Source organism: Sorangium sp. So ce176 (assembly GCF_051519835.1).
In the GTDB taxonomy this organism is placed as follows: domain Bacteria; phylum Myxococcota_A; class Polyangia; order Polyangiales; family Polyangiaceae; genus Sorangium; species Sorangium cellulosum_G.
In genome coordinates this window covers 4389242-4411355 of the sequence record NZ_CP150371.1, presented here as the reverse complement: position 1 = coordinate 4411355, position 22114 = coordinate 4389242, and the positions used below count along the sequence as shown (strand labels likewise).

General features: G+C 69.2%; 16 protein-coding genes. 9 read left to right on the top strand and 7 right to left on the bottom strand.

Going from position 1 to position 22114, the window contains the following annotated elements:
• The first annotated feature begins 96 nt into the window (after positions 1–96).
• Positions 97–555 carry a hypothetical protein gene (locus WMF42_RS16310; RefSeq protein WP_061605508.1) on the top strand — a complete coding sequence of 153 codons (459 nt, stop codon included), beginning with the start codon at positions 97–99 and terminating at the stop codon, positions 553–555.
• A gap of 19 nt (positions 556–574) precedes the next feature.
• Here WMF42_RS16310 and gspC read toward each other — a convergent pair whose 3' ends face one another.
• Positions 575–1528, bottom strand: a complete 954-nt coding sequence (gene gspC, locus WMF42_RS16305) for a type II secretion system protein GspC (protein ID WP_437692946.1) — start codon at positions 1526–1528, stop codon at positions 575–577.
• A gap of 199 nt (positions 1529–1727) precedes the next feature.
• Between gspC and WMF42_RS16300 the strand changes: the two genes are divergently transcribed.
• Both WMF42_RS16300 and WMF42_RS16295 read left to right on the top strand, forming a co-directional pair.
• Positions 1728–3248 carry a sensor histidine kinase gene (locus WMF42_RS16300; RefSeq protein ID WP_437692944.1) on the top strand — a complete coding sequence of 507 codons (1521 nt, stop codon included), beginning with the start codon at positions 1728–1730 and terminating at the stop codon, positions 3246–3248.
• Positions 3245–4618 carry a sigma-54-dependent transcriptional regulator gene (locus WMF42_RS16295; protein ID WP_437692942.1) on the top strand — a complete coding sequence of 458 codons (1374 nt, stop codon included), beginning with the start codon at positions 3245–3247 and terminating at the stop codon, positions 4616–4618. Before WMF42_RS16300 ends, WMF42_RS16295 begins: the two co-directional genes overlap by 4 nt.
• Before the next feature lie 72 nt (positions 4619–4690).
• Here the strand turns inward: WMF42_RS16295 and WMF42_RS16290 are convergent, their stop codons facing one another.
• The gene (locus tag WMF42_RS16290; protein WP_061609721.1) at positions 4691–5404 is read right to left on the bottom strand and encodes a YsnF/AvaK domain-containing protein; all 714 of its coding nucleotides are present in this window, start codon (positions 5402–5404) and stop codon (positions 4691–4693) included.
• Positions 5405–6355: 951 nt separating this feature from the next.
• Here WMF42_RS16290 and WMF42_RS16285 point away from each other — a divergent pair.
• On the top strand, positions 6356–7270 hold the full coding sequence (locus tag WMF42_RS16285) for an HPF/RaiA family ribosome-associated protein (protein ID WP_437692940.1): 915 nt from the start codon (positions 6356–6358) through the stop codon (positions 7268–7270).
• Between the two features lie 173 nt (positions 7271–7443).
• Here WMF42_RS16285 and WMF42_RS16280 read toward each other — a convergent pair whose 3' ends face one another.
• Complete coding sequence (locus tag WMF42_RS16280; RefSeq protein WP_437692938.1) at positions 7444–8913, bottom strand: glucuronyl esterase domain-containing protein; 1470 nt, start codon at positions 8911–8913, stop codon at positions 7444–7446.
• Between the two features lie 31 nt (positions 8914–8944).
• Between WMF42_RS16280 and WMF42_RS16275 the strand changes: the two genes are divergently transcribed.
• Positions 8945–9214, top strand: a complete 270-nt coding sequence (locus WMF42_RS16275; protein ID WP_437692936.1) for a hypothetical protein — start codon at positions 8945–8947, stop codon at positions 9212–9214.
• Between the two features lie 918 nt (positions 9215–10132).
• Entirely contained in the window at positions 10133–10702 is a 570-nt protein-coding gene (locus WMF42_RS16270) for a hypothetical protein (RefSeq protein ID WP_155798894.1), read from the top strand.
• Positions 10703–10984: 282 nt separating this feature from the next.
• On the opposite strand, the gene WMF42_RS16265 is transcribed toward WMF42_RS16270, so the two are convergent.
• From WMF42_RS16265 to WMF42_RS16255, 3 genes are all read right to left on the bottom strand, one after another.
• Entirely contained in the window at positions 10985–11758 is a 774-nt protein-coding gene (locus tag WMF42_RS16265; protein WP_061611798.1) for a hypothetical protein, read from the bottom strand.
• A gap of 196 nt (positions 11759–11954) precedes the next feature.
• Complete coding sequence (locus WMF42_RS16260; protein ID WP_061611803.1) at positions 11955–13583, bottom strand: DUF1552 domain-containing protein; 1629 nt, start codon at positions 13581–13583, stop codon at positions 11955–11957.
• Between the two features lie 19 nt (positions 13584–13602).
• On the bottom strand, positions 13603–15315 hold the full coding sequence (locus WMF42_RS16255; protein ID WP_233562399.1) for a DUF1592 domain-containing protein: 1713 nt from the start codon (positions 15313–15315) through the stop codon (positions 13603–13605).
• A gap of 545 nt (positions 15316–15860) precedes the next feature.
• Between WMF42_RS16255 and WMF42_RS16250 the strand changes: the two genes are divergently transcribed.
• From WMF42_RS16250 to WMF42_RS16240, 3 genes are all read left to right on the top strand, one after another.
• Entirely contained in the window at positions 15861–17660 is a 1800-nt protein-coding gene (locus WMF42_RS16250; RefSeq protein ID WP_437692933.1) for a DUF885 domain-containing protein, read from the top strand.
• A gap of 171 nt (positions 17661–17831) precedes the next feature.
• The gene (locus WMF42_RS16245) at positions 17832–18554 is read left to right on the top strand and encodes an SAM-dependent methyltransferase (protein WP_437692931.1); all 723 of its coding nucleotides are present in this window, start codon (positions 17832–17834) and stop codon (positions 18552–18554) included.
• Between the two features lie 537 nt (positions 18555–19091).
• A complete protein-coding gene (locus WMF42_RS16240; protein ID WP_233562400.1) occupies positions 19092–20366 on the top strand; it encodes a hypothetical protein in 1275 nt (424 codons plus the stop codon).
• 187 nt (positions 20367–20553) lie between these two features.
• Here WMF42_RS16240 and WMF42_RS16235 read toward each other — a convergent pair whose 3' ends face one another.
• Complete coding sequence (locus WMF42_RS16235; protein ID WP_437692929.1) at positions 20554–22068, bottom strand: glucose/sorbosone family PQQ-dependent dehydrogenase; 1515 nt, start codon at positions 22066–22068, stop codon at positions 20554–20556.
• Positions 22069–22114: the final 46 nt, after the last annotated feature.

The following is a 22114-nucleotide window of genomic DNA, read 5'->3' as shown; positions in this document are numbered from 1 at the left end:
GGGCATCCCTGAGCCGCGCGCCGCTCGTCCGGAGCAGGAGAGCGCGATCATGAATTTGCTTTGATCTCAAATGATCAGCGCGCTAGGAATTCTGCCATGAGCCTGTCTTTCTCTGGGCCGAAGGGGTGGATCGAGCAGCGCTGGATCGTGTACGCGCTGCTGCGCGACAGCATTCAACACCACATCGAGGACGGGGAGCCCGGCGAGGAGTTCGCGGCGATCCACGGCGCGGCCAGGGCGCTCGGCGGGCAGCGCGTCATGCTCCCGGCGCGGAGGCTCCACGAGGAGCTCCGGCGCGCGAAGGCCGCGCTCGCGGGGCGGCCGCTCGACGCGCTGGCGATCAGCAGCCGGACGCGCGCGGTCCTCAGCCTGCGCTGGCCGCCTCCGCAGGAGCGCGAGACGATGCTCGTCCGCGACTGGGGCGACTCGGTGCCGCTGCTCGGCGCCCCCGGCGGCGACAGCCTCGACGACGTCTTCGGCCACCTGGTCGATGGCCTGCTGCGCATCACGGAGGGGGCTTCCGAATCGGACCAGGTCGAGGTCATGGATTTGTGAGGGTCCCGCCGACGCAGGCTCACTGGATCCGGATGTCGATCGTCATGTCTCCCCCGCCCCGCTGGACCGCGATCGCGAGGTTGTCCGCGGAGCGCAGCCGGGCGTAGGCCTGGAGCGCGCTCTGCGGGTCGGTCATGTCGAACCCGTTGATCGAGCGGATCGTGTCCCCTGTGCGCAGGCCGATCGCGGTGAGCAGCGAGTTCGGCGTGACGCGGGCGAGGCGGACGCCGATCACCCGCTCTCCCTCCCGCGCGGGCACGATGCGCGCGGAGCGCATGAGCTCGCCCTGCTTCTCCAGGACCAGCTCGAGCGCCGTCCGGTCGACCACGAACTCGCGATCGCTCACCTTCCGGATCTTCGACGCGATCTCCGGCGGGAGCGCGCCGCGCCTCGGCTTCTTCGGCGCGGGGCTCGGCGCCGGCGCCTTCGCCCGCGCCGGCGCGAGGCGGTTGTCGCCGATGCGGACCTGGCAGCGGGCCCCGGGCTCCATGAGCCACACGCGATCCCAGCCGATCGCGAGCACGGAGCGGCCCTCGACCGGATCGCCCGCGCGGCGCAGGAGCGGCTCCCCCCGCCCGACCGCGATCGTGGCGAACGACCAGGAAGGGTCCTCCGAGGCGGCGATCAAGAGGACGCGCGCGCCGTCGCAGATCGGGTCCAGCAGGGGATCTCCGAAGGTTACCGCTTCCTCGTCCCCCTCCCCTTCCCCCGCGGGCCTCGGCGTGAGCGGCCCCGTCACCGAGTCGAACGGGTTTCGCGAGAGGATGGCCGTCGCGCTCGTCGCGTGCTCCCGGCGATCGTCGTCGGGCGGCGGCGGCTCGCGCGGCGGCCGCGATCGCGGAAGATCGGTGGTCCACGCCTCCTTGACGAGGGACGAGATCCCGAGCGCCTGATAATACGCGGCCGTCATGATCATCCCGCCGAGGAGCGCCGGGAAACATCGCTTGATGAGGAGTTCCGGAATCACCACCATGTCCCGTGGGCGTGTCTGCGCGACCGGGTGGGAGCAGCATCCGTGCCCAGGTGGCTTGAGAGTTGCTGCCCGTCCGCGGCATGAAGAGAGCGCCGGCGCCGGGATACGCGCGGCCGTCGATCCGATCCGGTCGGCCGCGAGGACCCCTGGGAGCATTGATAGAGTGCGACATGGTGTCGCATCTGGGACATTGGATCGCATGAACGCGTCCACCCGCGAGGGACGGAGCACGATGGGGCTGACGCTCCGGCTCTGGCTCATGCTGCTCGTGCCGATCGTCCTGGCCGTGGCGCTCTACGGGGCGGTGATCCACACGACGCGGCACCAGTTCCTCCGCAGCCAGGCGACGGCCGAGCTGCGCCACCACGCGAGCCTGGTCGAGGCGGCGATCGGCGGGGCCGTGGAGCGCGGCCAGGTCGAGCTGCTCAAGCACCGCATCGAGCGGCTCGCGCAGGCCGACCACATCCTCGGGATCGCGGCCTTCGACGAGCGCGGGGGGCCGATCCTCGTGACGGATCCGATCGCCGGCGAGGCGGCCGAGCTCGCGGCGCTCGCGCGCAGGGCGCTCGCCACCGGCTCCGAGATCGAGGAGGAGCAGGCGCTCGGCGACGGGCCGGCGCTCGTCCGCACGGTCACGTTCTCGCAGCGCGGCCTGTCGGTCGTCGCCGTGGTGGTCCGGGAGCTGCGCTACCTGGACGCCTTCGCGAGCAGCTCGAACCGCGGGCTGGCGCTCGCCGGGGCCGCGCTCCTCGCCGCCACAGCGCTCATCGCCGCGTTCGCGAGCCGCGCGACCGTCGGGCGCCCGGCCGGCGCGATCGTGGCGGGCGTCGAGCGCGTGGCGCGCGGGGAGCTCGGGGTGACGGTGCCCGAGGCGGGCGCCGAGGAGCTGCGGCGGCTCGCGCGGGCGTTCAACGCCATGACCGCCTCGCTCGCCGAGGCGCGCGCCCGCCTGGAGCAGGAGCAGGCCGCCCGGGCCGCCGTCGAGCGCAAGCTGCAGCAGGCGCACGCGCTGTCGGCCGTCGGGCAGGTGGTCGCCTCGATCGGCCACGAGATCGGCTCGCCGCTCAACGTCATCCTGGCGCGCGCGCGCCGCCTCGCCGACCAGCCGGGGTGGTCCGACGCCGCCCGCGGCGAGCTGGAGACGATCGCGACGCAATCCGAGCGCATCTCCCGCGTGGTGGCGCGGCTGCTCTCGGTCGCGCGCCCGCCGAGGCTCCTCGGCCGCGGCGGCGACGTGGCCCAGGTCGCGCGCGAGGTGCTCGCGTTCCTCGGGCCGGAGTGCCGGCAGCGCGGGATCACGACCCGGATCGAGCACGACGGGGCGCCGCTGCACGTGGTGCTCGACGCCGACCACCTGTTCCAGGTGGTGTTCAACCTGTGCCTGAACGCGGCGCAGGCGCAGCCGCGCGGGGGCGAGATCGCGGTGCGGCTCCGGAAGCTCGACGCCCGCAAGGTGGCGATCGAGATCGAGGACCGCGGGCCGGGCGTCCCCCCCGGCGTGGCCGAGCACATCTTCGAGGCGTTCTTCACGTCGCGGAGCGATCGCGGCGGCACCGGGCTCGGCCTGGCGATCGTCGAGGGCATGGTGCGCGAGGCGGGCGGCTCGGTCGAGCTCGTCTCCGCGAGCCACCGCGACCACGGCGGCGCCTGCTTCCGCGTCACCCTGCCGCGCGGCGCCGCCGCGCCGCTCGGGGCGCGCGGCGCGGAGGCGCGCGCGTGAGCGGCCGCGCGAAGGTGCTCGTCGTCGACGACGAGCTCGAGATGGTGAAGCTCGTGGCCGACATCGCCCGCGACATGGGCCACGATCCGGAGACCCTGACGACCCCGCTGCTGGCGCTGCCGCTGCTCGAGGAGCGGGAGTTCGACCTGGTGGTGACCGACGTGCGCATGCCCGGGATGGACGGGATCGAGCTCATCGAGCGGATCGCGCGCTTCGACCCGCGCACGGCGATCATCGCCATGACCGCGTTCGGCTCGATCGACACCGCCGTCCGCGCCATGCGCGCCGGCGCGTTCGACTACCTGCCGAAGCCGTTCCAGCCGGCGGACCTGGCGCTCCGCATGGAGCTCGCGCTCGAGCAGCGGGCGATGACGGTCGAGCTGACCGAGCTGCGCTCGGAGGTGGCGCAGCGGTTCTCGATCGCGGGGATGATCGGGCGCAGCCGGGCGATCGAGGAGGTGATCGCGCTCGTGCGGCGCGTGGCCGACAACCCGGCGACGGTGCTCGTCAGCGGCCCGAGCGGCAGCGGCAAGGAGATCGTGGCGCGGGCGCTGCACGGCGAGAGCCGGCGCCGCGGGAGGAAGTTCGTGGCGGTCAACTGCGCGGCCATCCCGGAGACGCTCATCGAGGCGGAGCTGTTCGGGGTGCGCAAGGGGGCGTACACGGACGCGCGCAGCGACAGGCCCGGGATGTTCCAGGAGGCCGACGGCGGGACGCTGTTCCTCGACGAGGTGAGCGAGCTCGCGCTGCCGCTCCAGGCGAAGCTCCTGCGCGCGCTCCAGGAGCGGGAGGTCCGCGCTGTCGGCTCGGTGTCGTCGGAGCCCGTCGACGTGCGCGTCATCGCGGCGACGAACCGCGATCTGCGCGCGGCGGTCGCGGAGCGGGCGTTCCGCGAGGACCTCTTCTACCGGCTCGCGGTGATCGAGATCGCCATCCCGTCGCTCAAGCACCGGACGGACGACATCCTGCCGCTGGCCGAGCACTTCCTTGCCCGCGCGGCCGCCCGCGCGGGCAAGCCGATCGCCGGGTTCTCGGGCGCGGCGGTGAAGCGCCTGCTCGCGTACGACTGGCCCGGCAACGTCCGCGAGCTGGAGAACGCGATCGAGCGGGCCGCGGCGCTCTGCGACGGGGGGCGGATCTCCCCGGACGACCTCCCCGAGGGCGTGCGCGCCCGGCGGGAAACGCCGGATTTCCTCGAGGCCGCGGCGGATCGGCTGATGACGCTCGACGAGCTCCAGCGCGAGTATGCGCAGCTCGTCCTGCGGCGCGTGGGCGGCAAGAAGCAGCGGGCGGCGTCGGTGCTCGGCGTCGACCGGCGGACGCTGCAGCGCTGGTTCGGCGGCGGGAGCGACGGCGAGGAGGGGGCGTGAGCGCGCGCCCGCCGCCCGCGCGCCGCTGAGCCTCCGCGGCGCTGGATCAGGCGCGCGCGACGCCGGCGCCGGTCAGCGCCTCCGTCCGCCCGTCCCGGTGGCCCGCTCCATCGGCGGCTCCTCGGGCGCGATCGCCTCCGGCTCGCCGCGGCCGCGCTCGCGCGGCAGATCTCCCTCGGTCCGCACGTCGGCCGTCTCGCGGCGCACCGTCGCCTTCGCCGTCTCGTGGTCCTGGATCACGTCCTTTCCGATGCGGAGCTCCTCCTTCACCACGGGCCGCGTCGACACCTCCACGCGCTCCTCGCGGATGGGGACGCTGATCGACCCCTCCTCGAACAGGGTGTCGGACGCGGCCGGCCGCTCCCCGCTCGCGGGGACGCGCTCGACGTGCACCACCTCGCGCGCCACGGGCACCGCGATCTGCTGCTCCTCGGTCACGACCTGCTTCGTGATCCGGACCCGGCCGACCTCCTGCACCGTCTTGCCGATCGTGACCTCCTCCTCGACGAGCGGCACGCGGATCTCCTCCCCCTTCTCGATCGAGGCGCCGGCCCCACGCGCCTTCCCGCGGTCCCCGGCGAGGTGCTCTCGACCGTGCGTGAGGAGGATCTCCCCATTCCGGATGCCGGCCACCTCGTCGTAGCCCACCAGGTATTCCTCCGTGAAGAAGAGGCCCTTCTCGATCTCGAACGTGGCGGGCTCGATCCGGGTCACCTTGCCCAGCTTCTCACCGTCCGCGCTCCGGACGACCATCCCTGGCTTGATGTCCTGCTGCGTCACCATCATGCACCCCCATCCGGCATCTCCTGCTTCAGGCCCCTGCATCGGGACGGCGCAGGCCCAGCGGGACCGGTCAATCCGCCCGCCGCTCTCCACCGTTCGACCTCTGGCGTGCCGCGCGCTCCTCACGTCGCCGACGCCGCCCGCCATCGCTGCCTCGGATGCCGCTCCGCCTGATGCAATCCGCACACCGGCGCTCGAGACAGCCGTGGGGGGCGCCGGGCCGGACCCGCCGCCGCGGGCCGCGGCGTCCGGCGCCGAGCGCCTCCGTGCAACGAGGAAGCGCTCGAGCGCTCGGGAGGCAGGGTGTGAGGCGCGGCCCTGTGCAGGTCCAGCCAGGGCCCTGCGATGATCCTCGGCAGCGGAGGGACGGGTACGGTTCAGGCGCGGGTGACCACGCGAGGCGGAGCAGCCGCTCCCGGGAGGGCGACGCCCGGGCCCGCGTGGTGGAATGATCGAAGACGCTCGAGGTCAGCGTCGCGCGCTGCCAGACGTCGAACGCGCGCCGCCGGTGGGGTCCTGCGGGGGTCCAGCGCGGCTGGGCGCAGCGCCACGGGGCCACGTGACCCGGTGGGGCGCCGCTCCCGGCGTGGCCGGCCCCGCACACGGGCGCTGGGTCTCAGCTCTTGATTCCCGCGCGTCGCTTCGACGCCCTGCGACATGCGCTCTCCTGCTCTCGCGAGCCGCTTCCTGCTTTCGAGAGCGACTCCCGTGCTCTCGAGATTCGCTCCCCTGCTCTCGCAATCCGCTCTCCAGGAAGCACCAAAATGGCACGAATCGTGCAACATCATCGTCCAGTATCCGAGATGGGCTATCGCGCATGCTCATCGCGCGGATCGAGGGCGAGGATGAGCCTCGCCGCGTTCAGGGGCGAATCGCCCCGCGGGTCAAACTTCCCCGGGAACCCGTGCCTCGCGCAGAGCCACGAAGGAAGGAAAGCACAAGGAAATCATGAGCATGAGCAAGACGCACAAGCCATCGCGACGCGCCGTATTCGCAGGCGAGGTCGCCCGCCCGATCAAGCGCGTGAGCGGCCGGACGCCGATCGACAGCACGCCGCTCGCCGTCCGCACCACGGGCCTCGATATCGACCCTGACGTGCGCGAGTACGCGCGCGCGCGTCTCGGGATCAGGCTGCGCAAGTTCGCGACCGAGATCCAGCGCGTCAGCGTGCGCCTCGAGGACGTGAACGGCCCGCGCGGCGGCGTGGACACCGCTTGCCGCATCAAGGTCGTGCTGAACGGGCTCGATAGCGTCATCGCTCAGGAGGTCGCGGTGGGGATCCGCGAGGCGATCGACCGGGCGAGTCACGTCGTGGAGCGCGCGGTGGGCCGGGCGATCCGACGCGCGCGGCCCGCTGCTGCGCTGCGCGGCCGGCGGCGGAGCACCTCGCCCCGGAGCTCGCGCAGGACGCGCGCCGCCGCAGGCGCGATGGCCGGGGGCGAGGCAGGCGGGGGCGAGGCGGCCGAGGGGGAGGCAGGCGGGGGCCGGCGGCGCAAGCGCCGGCCGCTTCCGCTGCCGGAGGACGGCAGCCTCATCGGGCGACGCGTCGGTCGCGGCGCAGAGAACCTCGCGCGCGCGGCCGAGCGGCCCGACAAGGACCGCCGCGACGCGACGGTCGATACGGCGCAGCCCGGCTGGAGCTCGACCGACCGTCGCGCGGGCGGCAGCTCGACGGCCGCCCGGAACACGAAGCTGAACACCACCCGGGCTTCCGCCACCCTCGAGGACTCCGCCGCGGACCGCCCCTCGCGCAAGTCGACGCGCAAGAGCGCCAACCGGCAGAAGCAGGACAACGCCCTGCGGCAACGGCAGACCCGCGTGGCGAGCGCGCCGAAGACGCGGGCGAAAAAGGCCGCGGCGCAACCGTAGCGTCGGGTCGCCCAGGTGTGCGATCGATCGTGGCAACGGCGGTGCGGGAGGGCCTCGCAGGACGGCCCGGCCACGCCCTGGCGTGACAGGGCCCTCGAACGGGCCCGGCCCTTCTCCTGGGTGACCGGGCCCGTCTTTCGCCTGCTGACTTGCCGCTGTGTCGTGCCGTTACATCAGGGGAGCGTCGGGGCCGTCCACTCCACCCACTTGGCCTTGTCGAGCTCGTTCTTCGGCTTCCAGACGTCGGTGTTCGCGCCGGCGTCTTCGAGCAGGAACTTCTTGACGAAGGCCTCGATCGCCTCCTGCTCGCCGTTCTTGTAGTCCGTTCCGCAGTGGTTGTGCCCGCTGTCGACGTACCCGATGTTCTGCTTCACGCCGAGGGCCTCGTAGATCAGCCTGGCGGCGCCGCCAGCCTGGTCAGCGTTGTTCGTGCTCAGCCACTCGTAGTTGAGGTTCCCGAGGATCAGGAGGCCGCGAGGGGCCACCATGCCGACGAGCTGGTGGTGATCGAGCGGGAGCTTTGTCACCGCGTTGCCGAAAGGCTCGATCGCCTTGCTGAACCACTGCTGCTCGCCGTACGTCCTGCTGAGGTTCTGGACGCCGGAGCTGCCGGTCCTGCCCATGTTGTCGACCTCGGAGACCCGCCACGCCGCGACGCCGCCCGAGCCCGATTCCTGCGGGATGGTCAGCGCGATGCGCGAATCCATGGCGCCGATCATCAGCGCCCCCTTGCCGTTGCGCGAGCAGCCCGTGATGGCGAGGCGCGTCGGATCGATCTTGGCATCCGGCGTGGACTCGAGGGCATCGATGATGCGGCTCGCGCCCCAGGCCCAGGCGATCAGGGCGCCGCTCTCCGCGTTCCCGTGGAACTTGGAGAAGATGCCTTGGCTTCGATTGCCTTCCGGCTGCACGCCGTTGTGATTGTAGTTGATGATCGCGACGCCCATCTGCTTCAGGCGGTCGTTGTTGAGGGAGCCGCCGCTGAGCCCGATCAGCGCCGGGTACGGCGCCGTGCCGGTGCTGGGCAGGGAGATGTCGACGGTGAAGGAGACATCCTGCGCGCCGCCGCCCACGTTGATCGTCAGCTTGCCGCCAGACATGCTGCCCGCGACAGTGGCCTCCTTGATCTCCTTCGGGCCGGTCTCGTAGTGCTGGATCATCTCGGAGATTTCCCGATGCCGACAGACCCACTGCGCTCGGGTCGTCACCTTCGTCCCGTCCATCATGGTGAAGGGATCGTGCAGCTTGTCGTACGCCTTCAGATCGCCGAAGGCGGGCATGCTGGGAACTGTACAGTCCTCTCCGGGGGTCTCGACGCCTGTCAGCACCGCGTCCCCGCCGGGCGTGGAACCGCCAGTCCCGCCGCCGCCTGTGCCTCCCGCCGGGTCCGATCCGCCGACGCCCGAACCGCTCGTCGCGGGGCCGCTCGTTCCCGTGCCTGCGCCACCGGTACCGCTACCACTGCCGCTGCCGCTGCTCGCTGACGACGTATCGGCCGACGAGGTGCCGCCGGCCGGACTGCCGGTGCTGCCGGTGCTGCCGGTGCTGAGGTCGTCGGTGTCAACGCCCGACACGCACGCGCCGAGCAGGGGGAGGAGGGCGGTCACGGTGAGCAGTCTGGAGTAGTTCGGTCGAAGGGACATGGTAGGCCTCGCTGAGTCCAAGGGGTTCGGCATGTTCATGCTCGAACCGGTCGTGCTGCGTTCTCTTCCGTCGGAAACACCGCCCAGCGCGACCGCATGTACATTCCCGGTGGAAGGCATTTCGATCAACTTCCTTGTGGTCGCCATCGCCGTTCTCACGCTGCTTGCGTTGAAGGCGTTGCCATCTGGAGGAGCGACAGCACTCCATCGGAGTGCCCCTTCGGCCGTCCGAGCCATCGACGAGCGGAGCGCCGTCCATGAACGCCCCCGCGACCGGTCGGCCGGCCGTGCGTTCTTCTGATTACCTGGCGACGCTGCACACCATGGTGCCCGCTGTGCAGCGCACGCGCCGTCCGCTGATTTCCCCGAGAGGGTACCACATGAGGGGTCCGAGAGAACACACGTTTCACCGCTGGCGGGGCGCGCGGGTGGCCTCGCTCGCCGACGTGGCGCTACGATCGGTAACACGCGGACGACGTCCCGCTACGATCGGTAACAGAAGTGGCCCGCGCTGCGTCCGGCTGCGCGGGGTCGCGGGGCGCCTGTCGTGCGCGGCGTCGATCCAGCGCAGATCGGCGCACGCTGGATCGAAACGGACGCTCGTCGCCCATGCGTCCTTCACCTGTATCATATTTCTACGACAGGTGTCCTGTCTTTTTACCTCGCGAATCACCTCGCGAACGCGAACCCGAGAGGGCGGCGGACCTGTCTTCATCGAAGCGGTCCGGGATGCCGAGCACGCGCCCGTCCGGGCGGCCAAGCCTCGAGGCGCCGATCCAGTGAGCCATCTCAGCGAGCGGCACCACCCAGCAGCCGGCGCGGCCGAGCCCGGCGAGCAGGCCTGAGGAGCAATCAAGAGCTTCGGGTACGCGATCTGATCGACGCCGAGAAGGTCTCGAGAGGTGCCCTTGGGCGCGTGAGACCGGCTCGAGCGCACAAGGCACGAGGGTCAACCGGCGTGTACAGCATGGCTGTACACGAGGATGGCGACCACGAACCGCTTGATTTTCGGAGCGTGTTTGCTCATTCTACCTGTCCAAGAGGACGTTCTTCGCCTCGCGCAGCTCTTGCCTACGGGCGACGTGGTCAGAAAGGTTCGATTTCACCGATCCCTTCACCGGCCGCGCGTCGCCTCCACGATCCGAACATCCAGGCCTCTCGCCTGGATCCAGCGGGAACGAGAGCTGAATCTTCCCTCTCACCACCTTCATCGTGAACCATGAAACTTCGACTCTCCAGCTTCATCGCGGCGGCGACCGTCGCCATCCTGTCACCGCTCGCAGGCTGCTCCGACACCCCTGACGACAACGGCGCTGGAGGCGCCGGCGGCTCGGACGCCGGAAGCACGAGCGCCAGTGGGTCTACGTCGAGCGCGATCGGTTCGGGCGGGGCTGGCTCGACCAGCGCGAGCACCGGTGGCGACGGCGGCGGCTCGACCGGCAGTGGCAACGCGGTCCCCCCGACGTTCGAGACGGTGAAGTTCGTTATCGAAAGATCCTCTTGTTTCGGAGCGGGTTGCCATAACGACGAGCAGAACCCCCTGGATCTGAAGGTCGACGCTGAGCTGCGCACGAGGCTTACCACGCACATCTCCAGGAATTGCGGCGATCTCCCGATCGTCAATCCCGGCAAGCCGGAGGAGAGCGCTCTCATCAAGATCCTGAAGGAGCCGTGCGGCACGACGCCGCGAATGCCCATCGAGTGCGTCAACGAGGGGGATGCCAAGTGCGTACCCGACAACTACATCGAGGCGCTCGCGCAGTGGATCGCCGACGGCGCGCTGGAGTAGCAGCGCTCGGCGAGTAGCCGCCGACGGGTTGCGTCGCCCCACAGGCGCACGTCTGCGGACACGCCCTGGTCCAGATGGCCGATCCCGATCCGGGAACGGCAGAACGCCCCGAATTCCAATCGCCTGGCCGTAAAGATTGCAGCTCGGTCGCTCGACGATCCGCCGCGTCCACGCGCGCCTCCTCGTCGAGGGGCCGCCTGGCCTCCGTGACCATCGCGCGCACGACGGTCAGCGGAAGCGTACTCGATGGCACCGGCGGCGCCTTCGGCGGCTGCGATGGATCTACTGCGCCGCGAGCGCGCCTGCCGGGTATGCGGCATGATCAGGTCCGGCGGTGTCGACGGTGTTCGTCTCGAAGACCCAGCTGCCGCCCGGCGGGATCTGGACCGCGCCGCTGCCGATCGCCACGCCGAGCGGGCGCCCGACGCGATTGACCGAGAAGACCGTGGCGGAGGGATCTCTCACCGCCACGTCGAGCCCGTTGAGGAGCGTGCCCGTATACGCCGTGCCGGCGTCACCCGTCACGGCCTTCACCTGGCTGATGGTGAGGCCATCGATGGGAACGACGTCAAGGGCAAAGTAATTGCATCGGTAGACGACGAATTCCACGTCTTCGATCACGAGGTCCGAGGGCAAGTCCGTCACCGCGGCCATTGTCACGTCACCTGGACCCACGCACGCAGCGATGGTGCCCGAGCCATCCGTGAGTCGATAGAAATGCTGCGTGAGCAACCCGTTGATCCCGGCTGCCATGGACTGCCGGGTCCTGTCATAGAGATCGACGGCGACGGCGGCGTGGCAGGCCGGGATATCCCCGTCGTTCCTCAAGGCGACGTAGAGCTCGGTGCTGGTTGGTCCTTTGCGCAGGGTCAGCGCGATCGCGTTGAGCACGCCGTTTCCGCCGGGGAGCGCCGTGACGGTGAGGTCTTCCGGAACGATGAGCGCGTCGTCACCGATGTCCCCGCCCGCCCCTGCGCCGTCGCTCGCCTCGCTCGAACAGGCCAGCGGGAGGAGGACGGCGGCAAGGATGAGGAGACGCTTCGCCAGCATGAACATGAGAAGAGATGGCCAGCCCATCGCTGTCCGCCATCGTCGCGCAGCGCGGGGCCGCGAGGTGAGGCAAATCATGAAGAGCGAACACGCCGCGGCGCCCGCCGTCACCGCCGACGCACGAACGCAAAGACCCCTCCGGTGAGAAGGGGTCTTTGCTCCCGAGCTCGTCCGAATGTTCAGGACCTCGCTCCGAGCGTGCTCAGGCCTTGAGCTCCGTGAACCCGCCCGGATTGTGGATCGTGGCGCCGGCGACGGCGCCCTTGCCACCGATGAAGTCCTCCGTCTTGTCGGAATAGCCGAACTTGGTCACTTCCGCGGTGCCACCCTTCGCAGGGAAGCCATCCGCATTCGCCTTCACGCCCAGGGCGTTCATGATGTTGACGAAGTACTTGTTGATCGGCGCGTTGCCAACCTTCGGATCGGTCCCGGTGCCCTGATTGACGCCGTTGACCGTGCCGGTGCCGTTGGCGCACTGCGACATGCTGTTGCCGTTCGTCAGGTTCGACGACGGGTCGAGGTTGACGATCTGACCGGTCTTGAAGTAACCGCCGGCGCTGCCAGCCTGAATGATCGGCGCGTTGTTGAGGTTGTGCGCGTTGCCGTCCGACATTTCCTGGAACCAGATGGCGGCGCTGCTGTCGAGGACCGTCCCGCTCCCCGACGGGATGTCGTCGAGCATCCGGACGAGGTTCGCGAACTTCTGCGCGTAATAGGCGTCGACCTTCAGGAGCATCTCGAGCGCGTTGGGCAGGCAGTTGCCTTGCATGCCCGCATTGTCGAGGCGGTGCGAGAGGGCGTGCGACTCCATGGTGATGTCGAGCCCGCTGAAATTGTAATTCCCGGGGTACTTCAAGAAGATCACCGGGTTGGCGTTGCAGGCGGCCGAGAGCGCTGCGATGGCCGAATAGATGTCCGCGCCATCCAGGTCGCCGGAGACCTTGGTCGTGAGGACGTCGCTGCCAAAGCCGCCCGACCCGGCCTTGGAGGCGTTCGCCGCCGTCGCGCCGAGCATCGCGCCGAGCTCCGCGTTGCACTGCGCGGTGACCATCACGTTGCCTGTCGAGTGGAGGAGCTCCTTCCAGGCTGCGAGCTTCCGCTTGTCGGCGCTGCTCATGTCGAACCGCTCGAGCGTCTGCAGATCGTCCTTCACGAGGTCGATGACGCTCTTGCCGCGGATCGTCGCGTAGGTGTCCGGGGACATCGGCTCCCCCGTCTGGAAGAGCCCCGTGAGGCCGCTGAAGGCCTGCGACGCGTTGAGGCCGCTGAACATGGTCTCGGCGGCGGAGTAGGAGATCCCCGACTGCGCGCTGTCTCTCTGCGCCGCCGTGTTCAAGAGCAACGGCGTGCCTTGCGGGCTGAGCTGCTGGGCGATGACGTGATCCAGCGAAGGACCGACAGCCTTTGCGTTGAACTTCGTCGCGGTTTCGAAGCTGAACGGGTCGTTGCTGTTCGGGGTGACCGGCTGGCAGGTGAAGAACGACCCCACGATCTGCGTGTGGGAGTCGTTCCCCTGTCCACGCGACATGTTGGCGGTCCACTCGTTCATCGAGCGGATGCCGCGGGGCATGAGGAGCTTCTTCGCATAGGGAGCGAGGGCCGCGAGGCTCGTCGCCTCGAGGTCGGCAGCCGTGAGCTCCCCCTGCTTCTTCTCGGGGAACCATTTGTTCGTGACGCACCCGTAGTGCGTGAACATCACGATGAGCGCCTTGCCGGAGGCAGGGGTGTCGCCCCTCGCGGTGCGTTCCCACACGGAGCTGAGGAACGGCGCAGCCAGGACTGCTCCGCCCATGCCACGAAGGAAGATTCTGCGGTTCAGTTGCTTGCTCATGTTCGACATTCCTCAGCTTCTACTGCGTTTCACGCACTCGCGTGGTGAACGATTCCGTCTGCGTGAGATCGGCCAGCAGGTCGAGAACGCTGTAGCCGCTCTCGGACAGCTTCATGTCGAGCTGATCGACGAGGCACTTGTCGTTCCCGTTCGGGTCGCGCCCGTAGGCATAGGCGACCCACGCCTGAGCGTAAAGCTGCTTGGCTTTCGGAGTCTGAGCGATCTCCTGCATGAGCTGCAACGGAGAGGTGATCTCCTTCACCTTGCCGCCGCCGAAGTCGATGGTGTTCGTCGTGACGCTCGCGTCGATCGCACCACCACGAGGATCGCTCGTCTGCACCTTTCCGATGGCGTCGAAGCCCTCCATCACGAACCCCGGCGGATTGATGACCGCGTGGCAGCCCGCGCAGTTCGCAGGCTTCGTCAGCTCTTCGACGTACTGGCGCTGCGTCGTGAAATCGCCGTCGACGGTCAGCATGGTAGCGCCGGGGAGGGGCGGCCCCGGATTGGCGCCGAGCATGTAGGACGCGATGAACGCGCCGCGCAGGATCGGGCTCGTGGCGTCGTAGCCCGAGTAGGAGCTCAAGAACCCGGCGCGCGTCAAGAAGCCCGGCCGCTCGGCAGGGTCCAGCTCCACCTTGGTCAACTCGGCGCCGTACGCCGAAGGGTCGAGCCCGTAGATCGCCGCGTTGTCCTTGTTGACGAAGGCGACATTGCTGAGGAGGAGGTCATCGAACGAGCCGCCCGCGAACGCCACCTCTTCGAAGTAAGCGTCGAGCTCGGCCCGCGCGCTGAGCTCGGCGCCCTCGGAGTACAGCGGATACACGTCGGTGTCGTGATCCCCCTTCCACCAGTGGGAGCTTCCGTTGTCCATCTGCACCCAGTTGCGGTGGAACGCGGTCACGAGCGGCCCGGCCTTCTCGCGCACGGCGATCATCCGCTCCGCCTGTGCCAGGATCTGCTCCTTGGTCTGGAGCTGGTTGCCGTCGGCCGCCGCGCTCAGGACGTCATCCGGAGCAGAGCCCCAGAGCAGGTACGAGAGCCTCGTCGCCACCTCGTGGCTGGAGAGCTGGATGCCCTTGCCCGACGCAGCCGGGGTGGTCGTCAGCTCGGGGAGCATGAGGAACGAGGGCGACACGAGGAAGGCCATCAGCGTCGTCTCGGCGACCTCGTCGGGCGTCCCCGGCGGCGTCGTCTGGCCTAGCTTCAGGAATCGCGCCACCTCCTCGGCGCTCAGCGGGCGACGGAACGCCTTGCGGCCGAAGGTCTGGATGGTCTCCTCGAGGCAGCCAGCCGCCGAGGGGTCACAGCTGATGAACCTGGACTTGTTCGGCCCAGCCATCACCTCTTTGGCGATCTGCGCGGCGACATCTTGATAGATGCTCCACGCGGGAGGGGTCATCGGCCCCTCGAAGTCGGAGACGAGCAGCTCGGCGGGCGCCTTTCTCTCGGTGCCCACGGTGGTGACGCCGAGGAGGTCCCGCACCGTGTTTTCGTACTGCCGGTTCAGCATGCGGGGGATCTGGGTCGTCGCCGGAATGCCGGGGACACAGACATCCGGCGGCGGCAGCGTGGTTTCCCCCCCCGTGTCGCCGCCGCTGCTGCCGGAGGTCGACCCGTCATCGTCATCACCATCCGCTATGTTGCCGGTGCAGCCAGCGAAGAAAGGTGTTGAGGCGAGAAAAATCGTCGTACCGATGTACGAGAGGTGTCTTAATGTTCGCATGCGCATGCGTCTCCTATTCCCGGCCCGTGTCGCAGTGATCACGGGAGCGAAACGAAAGGTGTGAGCGAGCCCGAGGCTCGTCGCTCTGCGTGGGCACGGGCGCCTCACCGACGGTTTCCTCTGGAGACGTGATAGTGAAACGCCGGCGTACGAGCGGGCCCATCACGCCCGCTGCACGCCGACGCGCCACCTCTCCTTTAGAGATCCATTCGGCCCTTTGAATCGTCGGGGAACGACGCGCTGCGCGGCCGCGGACGACGCGCTGCGCGGGCGCGGACGACGCGCTGCGCGAGCCGAGGTGGGGCGACTCCACCGATCGACGCGTGAGCGGCCAGGCTGGTCGTTGGCGGCGCGGAGAGAGGGCCTGGCGCGCGCTGTCCATGGCGAGCACCTGCCGCCGCCCCGCGCCCCGAGGAGCTCCATGTACGCGAACGGTGCGGTCGAGTACGGTTCGAGCGAAGGGCGACCGAGGTCGCCGGCATCCACCGGGTGACCGACGCGCGGTCATGCAGGGTCGGGAGAGCGCCCGACACACCCACGCTGGAGGAACTGTGCTCCATTCATCATGGACCGTGCTGCTCACGCTGGCGCTCGTCGCCCTGGCCCCGCTCGCCTGCATCGAGCCCCGGTCCCCTGCGACGCCAGGACGGGCCCAGGGCCTCACCGCAGCAGCGCATGGCGCGGCGCTCGCCGCCGAGTACTGGGACGGCCGGATCGCGGCCGAGCCCATCGAGGCGACGTTCCTCGGCTTCCGCAGCCACGACGATCGCCTCCCCGACGTGACCGAGGCCGGCCGCGCGCGCGAGATCACGCGGCTCGAGGCGCTGCTCGGGCGGGTGCGGGCGATCGACGCCGCGTCCCTCGCGCTCCCCGATCGGGTCACGCGCGGCATGCTGGTTCACGAGATCGAGGGCGACCTCGCGCGGCGCGATTGTGACCTCTCGGCGTGGGCGGCCGACCAGCTCCGGGGGCCCCAGGTCGAGCTCTTCCAGCTCGCGCGGGCCCAGACGGTGAGCACCGTGGAGGAGGGCCGCGCCCTCGTCGCGCGCTGGAGCAAGATCGGCGCGTACATGGACGCTCGCACCGACCGGCTCCGGCGGGCGCTCCAGCAGGGCAAGGTGGCCCCGCGCGCCACGGTGGAGCGCGTGATCGCCCAGCTCGACGAGCTGCTCGCGAAGCCGTCCGGCGCGTGGGCGATCATGAGCCCCCGCGACGCCGCTCACCCCGGCTGGCCGGAGGCGGACCAGCGGGCGTTCGCGGCGGCGGTGGAGCAGGCCGTCGAAGGCGGTGTCCGCCCGGCCTTCTCGCGCTACCGAGAGGCGCTCGCCCGCGAGGTCCTGCCGCGCGCCAGGGACGACGCGCGCGCGGGCCTGTCCCACGTGCCCGGCGGCGCGGCGTGCTACGCGCGCCTCGTCCAGGTGAGCACCTCGCTCGCGCGCTCGGCCGACGAGGTCCACGCGATCGGCCTCGAGCAGGTCGCGCGCATCCGGGACGAGATGCGCGCGCTCGGCGCGAAGGCGCTCGGCACCTCCGATCTGGCGGAGATCCAGCGCCGCCTCCGCGAAGACAAGGCGCTCACCTTCTCCACGCGCGACGAGGTCGAGGCGGCGGCGTCGGCGGCTGTCGCGCGGGCCAGGGCCGCGGTCCCTGCCTGGATCGGCGCCCTGCCCCGGACCCCGCTCGTCGTGAAGCGCATGGAGGCGTACGAGGAGAAGCACATGCCGCCCGCGTTCTTCCGCGAGCCCGCGCAGGACGGGAGCCGCCCCGGGACGTACTACGTCAACACGTATGCCCCCGAGACGCGCCGTCGCTTCGAGTCCGAGGTCGTCGCGTTCCACGAGGCGATCCCTGGCCACCACATCCAGGTCGCGCTGGCGCAGGAGCTCGGCGAGGTGCCCACGTTTCGCAAGCACGCGAACGTCCTGGCGTTCACGGAGGGCTGGGGGCTCTACAGCGAGCGGCTGGCCGACGAGATGGGGCTCTACTCCAGCGACGTCGATCGGCTCGGGATGCTGAGCGCCGACGCCTGGCGCGCGTGCCGGCTCGTCGTCGACACGGGCATGCACGCGAAGGGCTGGAGCCGCGCGCAGGCCGTGAGCTACATGATGGAGAACACGATCCTCGACGAGAGCGTCGTCGCGAACGAGGTCGATCGCTATCTCACCATGCCCGGGCAGGCGCTCGCGTACAAGATCGGCCAGCTCGAGATGCAGCGGCTGCGCAAGGACGCCGAGCAGAAGCTCGGGCCCCGGTTCGACATCAAGGGGTTCCACGACGCGCTGCTCGGCTCGGGCGCCGTCACCCTGCCGATCCTCGGCGACCAGATCGCGCGCTGGGTCGCGTCGCGCTAGCCGAGGGCGCGTGGACGGCCACGCTCGGTGGGTCGCCCCCCGCCCGGCGCGGGGTCACCACAGAAAACCCCGCCGATCGGATCGAAAGCCGCGCCCTGCCGAGACGGCATGAAGGGCGGTACTCCTTTGCTGCAGGCGGTCGGGGCGACCGCCGGCCAAGGAGAAGACGTGATGAAGGCGCACGAGCACGGAAACCACGCAGCGACATTCGATCGCGATCGAGCATCGAGCTACGACGGCCATGTGCACCGGATGTGGGCGGGCTATGGCGCCATGCACCAGGTCATCGCCGAGGTGATCGCCGCAGCGCTCCCCGACAAGGACACCGCGTCGCTGCTGATGGTCGGCATCGGCACCGGGAGCGAGGTGAAGCCGTTCGCGCGCTACGCGGGGGCCGGCGTCCGTTTCACGGGCGTCGACCCGTCGTCGGAGATGCTCGCCGTCGCGAGAGAGAAGCTCGCGGCGGAAGGCCTCCTCGATCGGACGAGCCTGCATGCCGGCGAGCTGCGCGATCTCGCGCGTGGGCCCTTGTTCGACGGCGCCCAGATGATTGGCGTGCTGCACCACCTCCCGGGGGAGGAGGCGCGCCTCGATCTCTTGCGGGAGATCGCCGGGCGGCTGAAGCCGGGGGCGCCCTTCGTGATCGGCTGTCGGGTTGGAGACGATCCGCTGCTGAGGGCCGTCGAGGAGCGGCGGCTCTTCGCGGACGGGCGGCCGCCCGAGGCGGCAGAGCAAATGAAGAAGGCCGCGGCGTCGATGAGGATCCCGGCCTCGGATGACGAGGTCTTCGCGCTCCTGGCCAGGGCAGGCTTCACGGCGCCTCGTCTGATCTTCTGCGAGCTGCACCTCAAGACCTGGGTGACGCGCTACGAGCCATCCATGTTCGGCGCGTGACCTGGCGATCCGCCCGTCCTGAATCATCGACGCCACATCACCACGTATCCATTTCACCGAAGAGACCGCCTTCACTCCGCGGCCAGCTCACGAGAATTCAACCATTGGTTGATAAATATGCAAATAAAAGTGATAAGTTAATACTGTTGACCAAGCATGTATGCCGCTGGTACAGTGCAGTGAAGGCAGTGAGGCCGTCCGCCCGATGTGGGGCTGGACGCGACTGACGGACTGAGATTACCGTCCTGCGAGAGCTACATGCGATATAACAACTTGCAACACGCATCTGCGACCGACCGCCGCACATCCCGACGACGTCTGGCCACGCTCGTGGCGCTGACCGCGTTGTCCTTGAGCGCGTGCGGCGGCGAAGGGGACAACTCGTCAGGTAGCGCGCCCGATGGCACCGGGGGGGCACCTGATGTGTCGAGCGGATCGGGCGGATCGAGCCCGATTTCCGGCCCGAGCTCGAGCTCGAGCTCGGGTTCGGCCTCGAGCTCGCACGCGGCCTCGGGCTCGGGTGGTGGCGACTCGACCATGCATCCGTATGACCACTGCGTGAACGGCTATATGCCCCACCCGAGCGACTCGAGCCCGACCATGAAGGATGGGCCGGCGGAGTTCTTTCCGCCCGGCAACACCGATCCGAACATCGTCGACTTGACGGTGCAGCCGGAAGTCCTGCAATGGATGTATGACAACTCGTGGCAGGCGGCCCACGTCGAGTGGCACGCGATCCGCGCCTGCAACCTCCCGGGCGGCGGTGGGTTGAGCAAGGTGAACATTTGCAAGTTCACCCAGCTCGTCCCGGAGGATCAGAACTGCCAGAGCGCCGGCGACGGCTATCAGTTCCTTGTGTTTCACCGTCACATGATCCAGGCGTTGAAGCAGCTCTGGCCGAACCACAGCGAGCAGTTCACGGGCTTCACCAAGTTTCCGACTTCGGCGGAAGACGTGCCGCCTCAGTGGCGCTCCGCGTGGAAGGACTGGGATGCGTCCGCCCTCGAAGCTGGAAGGATCGGCGACGAGATCGACAAGCCCGAGAACCTCGCGCGGTTCCCGGACGAAGGGACGCTCGGCTTCTGGCTCCAGTGCAACGTGGGTCAGAGGCTGAGGATGCCGGCGAACAACATGCCGTGGGTCGGCCTTCACTTCGTGCTGCACGCCAAGTGGGCGCGTCCGGGCAATACGAAGCACGGCGTGAACAACACCGAGGCGAACATCGACAACTACATGTTCTGGAAGCTCCATGGCTGGATCGACAACGTGTGGGAGAAGTATCGCCTCGCCAAGGGCCTGAAGCCGGACGACCAGAAGCTGAAGGACGATCTCGTCGCGCAGTGCCGCGAGATGGACACCGAGATCAAGATCATCCAGGAGGACCTGACGCCCGACGAGGTCGTGAACCCCAACGAGCCTTTGCCGGTGGAGTCAGGGTTCTTCCACGAGAGGGTGCGGCCCCTGTTCGAGGACACGACGAACCTGTGCAGCGGATGCCACGCCGAGTCGGGCGCCAACGCGAGGCTGACGCTCGGTGGCCACATCAGCTCGAAGAAGATCGTCGAGGGCCTGGTCAACCGCCCCTCCCTCGACGGCGGCCAGTACAAGCTCGTCGTCCCGGGCGATCCGGACCATAGCTGGCTCTACCTCAAGGCCGCCGGGCTGGCGGCGGGCGCGGGCTGCACGCCGACCGCCACGGCACAGTGCATCGACGGCGTGATGCCGCCCAGCACGACCGGGCCGACAATGACCCAGCAGCAGCTCGGGATCTTGCGTCAATGGATCCAGGACGGCGCCGCGGGCCCGCCCTGATCCGAGGCGGCGCGCCTCGGCGTCGAGGTCGACCCTCTCGACGCCGAGCACGCTGACCCCCTCGCCTCCCGACCGCGGCGGCCGCGTCGTATCCCGACCGCGGCGGCCGCGGCCCATCCCTGCACAGCCGCGAGCTTCCCCTCATCCGCTGGGGCCGGTCTGGCTGCTCCCCGTCGCCGGAGCTGGCTCAGTCCGCCCCCGTGTACTTGAACTCCAGGATCGCTCCCGGGTTGTTCAGGGCCGTCGTGGACCCGCCGGTGGGACCGCTCGTGTTCCCCTCGGTGTCCGTGATCACGTAGAAGGTCCGGCCGTCCGGGCTCATCGCGAGGTCGCGGTAGCGGTTGGTGGTCTGGAAGTGGACGACGGGCTCGCCGACAACGGAATCCCCTGTCGCGCTCAGCTTCACCCGGTACACAGCGCCCTTCTTGAGGGTGGTCATCAGGAGTGAGTCCTCCCATCCGGGGACGCCGGACGCAGCAGCGTAGTGGTGGAGCGAGGAGGGCGCGATCGTCGGCCAGCAGATGTAAGCGGCGGACCCGCACGTGTGATTCTGGAAGTTGTAGCCGTTGGGGACTGTGTAGAAGGTGAAGAACGGCGCCGTGAAGTCGGGGTGGCTCCAGGCGCTCTCCTGCTGCTGGGGGACCGAGGAAGGAGGCGTGTAGTCGTTCCACGCGAGCGACGCGCAGGGCGTCGTCGAGGCCGACCAGTTGGCGTACGTGTAAGCCTGGTTGTCCTGATAGCCGGCCACGTGCGGCCAGCCATAGTTCTTGCCGGGCTGGATGACGTTCAGCTCGTCGTCGCTCTTCGGCCCATGCTCGTTCGCATAGAGCGTGTCCCCGCGGAACGTGAGGCCCTGCGGGTTGCGATGGCCATAAGAATAGACATGGCTGCGGACACCTGCGATCTGCGGGTTGTCGGACGGGATCGAGCCGTCGAGGTTCAAGCGCAGGACCTTGCCGGCGTACTTCGACCAGTCCTGCGCCGCGACCTCGCCGGCCGTGGGTAGATCCTGCGAGCCGACCGGGAGGCACTTCCTGTTGAACTGGTTGTTCCCCTGATCCCCGACGGTGTAATAGAGCTTCCGATCGGGGCCGAACAGGAGCCGCGCGGAGTTGTGATCGTCGCTCCCAGGCAGGCCCGTGATGACGTCGAGAGGGCTCCCCAGGGTCCCGGTCGTCGGGTCGTACGTGTAGCGACGGATCTTCGTCCTGCGGCTCACGGCTGAGCCTGGATCGGCGTCATAGGTGTAGGAGACGTATACATGGTCGGCGCCATTGCCCTGGAGCAGATCCGGGTGCAGGGCCAGGCCCAGCAGCCCGTCTTGCCCCCCCGACTGGTGCGCTTCCGTGATCGTGACAGCGGTCGCCTTCTGGCCGTCCGACGGCCTCACGCGCACGACCCGCTTCCCCACGCGCTCGGTCAACCACAGATGGCCGTCCGGCCCCCAGGCGACCCGGATCGGAAACGAGAGCCCTCGCACGACCTCGCGCGAGGTGAAGGCGGCGTCCTCGGCGGCAAAGTCAGCAGAGCCCGCGCCCTCCTCGGCGAAGGACTCGCCGGCGCCGAAGGGCTGATCGTGAGCTCCGAACGGACCGTCCAGGGAATCGGTGGGGCCACAACCGATGAAGCTCCACGACGCCGTGGAGAGCAAACCAGCCTGAGCCATGAAGATCGCCGAGCGGCGTGAGAAGAAGACGGACATGTGACTACCTCGCTGTTTGTTTCAGATGACGGCGCTGATCGAGTCC

What these genes read in the sequence shown, in the direction of transcription:
- WMF42_RS16235 (WP_437692929.1), bottom strand. Translation starts at nt 22,068, where the DNA reads ATGTCCGTCTTCTTCTCACGCCGCTCGGCGATCTTCATGGCTCAGGCT.
- WMF42_RS16240 (WP_233562400.1), top strand. Translation starts at nt 19,092, where the DNA reads ATGCATCCGTATGACCACTGCGTGAACGGCTATATGCCCCACCCGAGC.
- WMF42_RS16245 (WP_437692931.1), top strand. Translation starts at nt 17,832, where the DNA reads ATGAAGGCGCACGAGCACGGAAACCACGCAGCGACATTCGATCGCGAT.
- WMF42_RS16290 (WP_061609721.1), bottom strand. Translation starts at nt 5,404, where the DNA reads ATGATGGTGACGCAGCAGGACATCAAGCCAGGGATGGTCGTCCGGAGC.
- WMF42_RS16255 (WP_233562399.1), bottom strand. Translation starts at nt 15,315, where the DNA reads ATGCGCATGCGAACATTAAGACACCTCTCGTACATCGGTACGACGATT.
- WMF42_RS16280 (WP_437692938.1), bottom strand. Translation starts at nt 8,913, where the DNA reads ATGTCCCTTCGACCGAACTACTCCAGACTGCTCACCGTGACCGCCCTC.
- WMF42_RS16285 (WP_437692940.1), top strand. Translation starts at nt 6,356, where the DNA reads ATGAGCAAGACGCACAAGCCATCGCGACGCGCCGTATTCGCAGGCGAG.
- WMF42_RS16300 (WP_437692944.1), top strand. Translation starts at nt 1,728, where the DNA reads ATGAACGCGTCCACCCGCGAGGGACGGAGCACGATGGGGCTGACGCTC.
- WMF42_RS16310 (WP_061605508.1), top strand. Translation starts at nt 97, where the DNA reads ATGAGCCTGTCTTTCTCTGGGCCGAAGGGGTGGATCGAGCAGCGCTGG.
- WMF42_RS16260 (WP_061611803.1), bottom strand. Translation starts at nt 13,583, where the DNA reads ATGAGCAAGCAACTGAACCGCAGAATCTTCCTTCGTGGCATGGGCGGA.
- WMF42_RS16265 (WP_061611798.1), bottom strand. Translation starts at nt 11,758, where the DNA reads ATGTTCATGCTGGCGAAGCGTCTCCTCATCCTTGCCGCCGTCCTCCTC.
- WMF42_RS16275 (WP_437692936.1), top strand. Translation starts at nt 8,945, where the DNA reads ATGTTCATGCTCGAACCGGTCGTGCTGCGTTCTCTTCCGTCGGAAACA.
- gspC (WP_437692946.1), bottom strand. Translation starts at nt 1,528, where the DNA reads ATGGTGGTGATTCCGGAACTCCTCATCAAGCGATGTTTCCCGGCGCTC.
- WMF42_RS16270 (WP_155798894.1), top strand. Translation starts at nt 10,133, where the DNA reads ATGAAACTTCGACTCTCCAGCTTCATCGCGGCGGCGACCGTCGCCATC.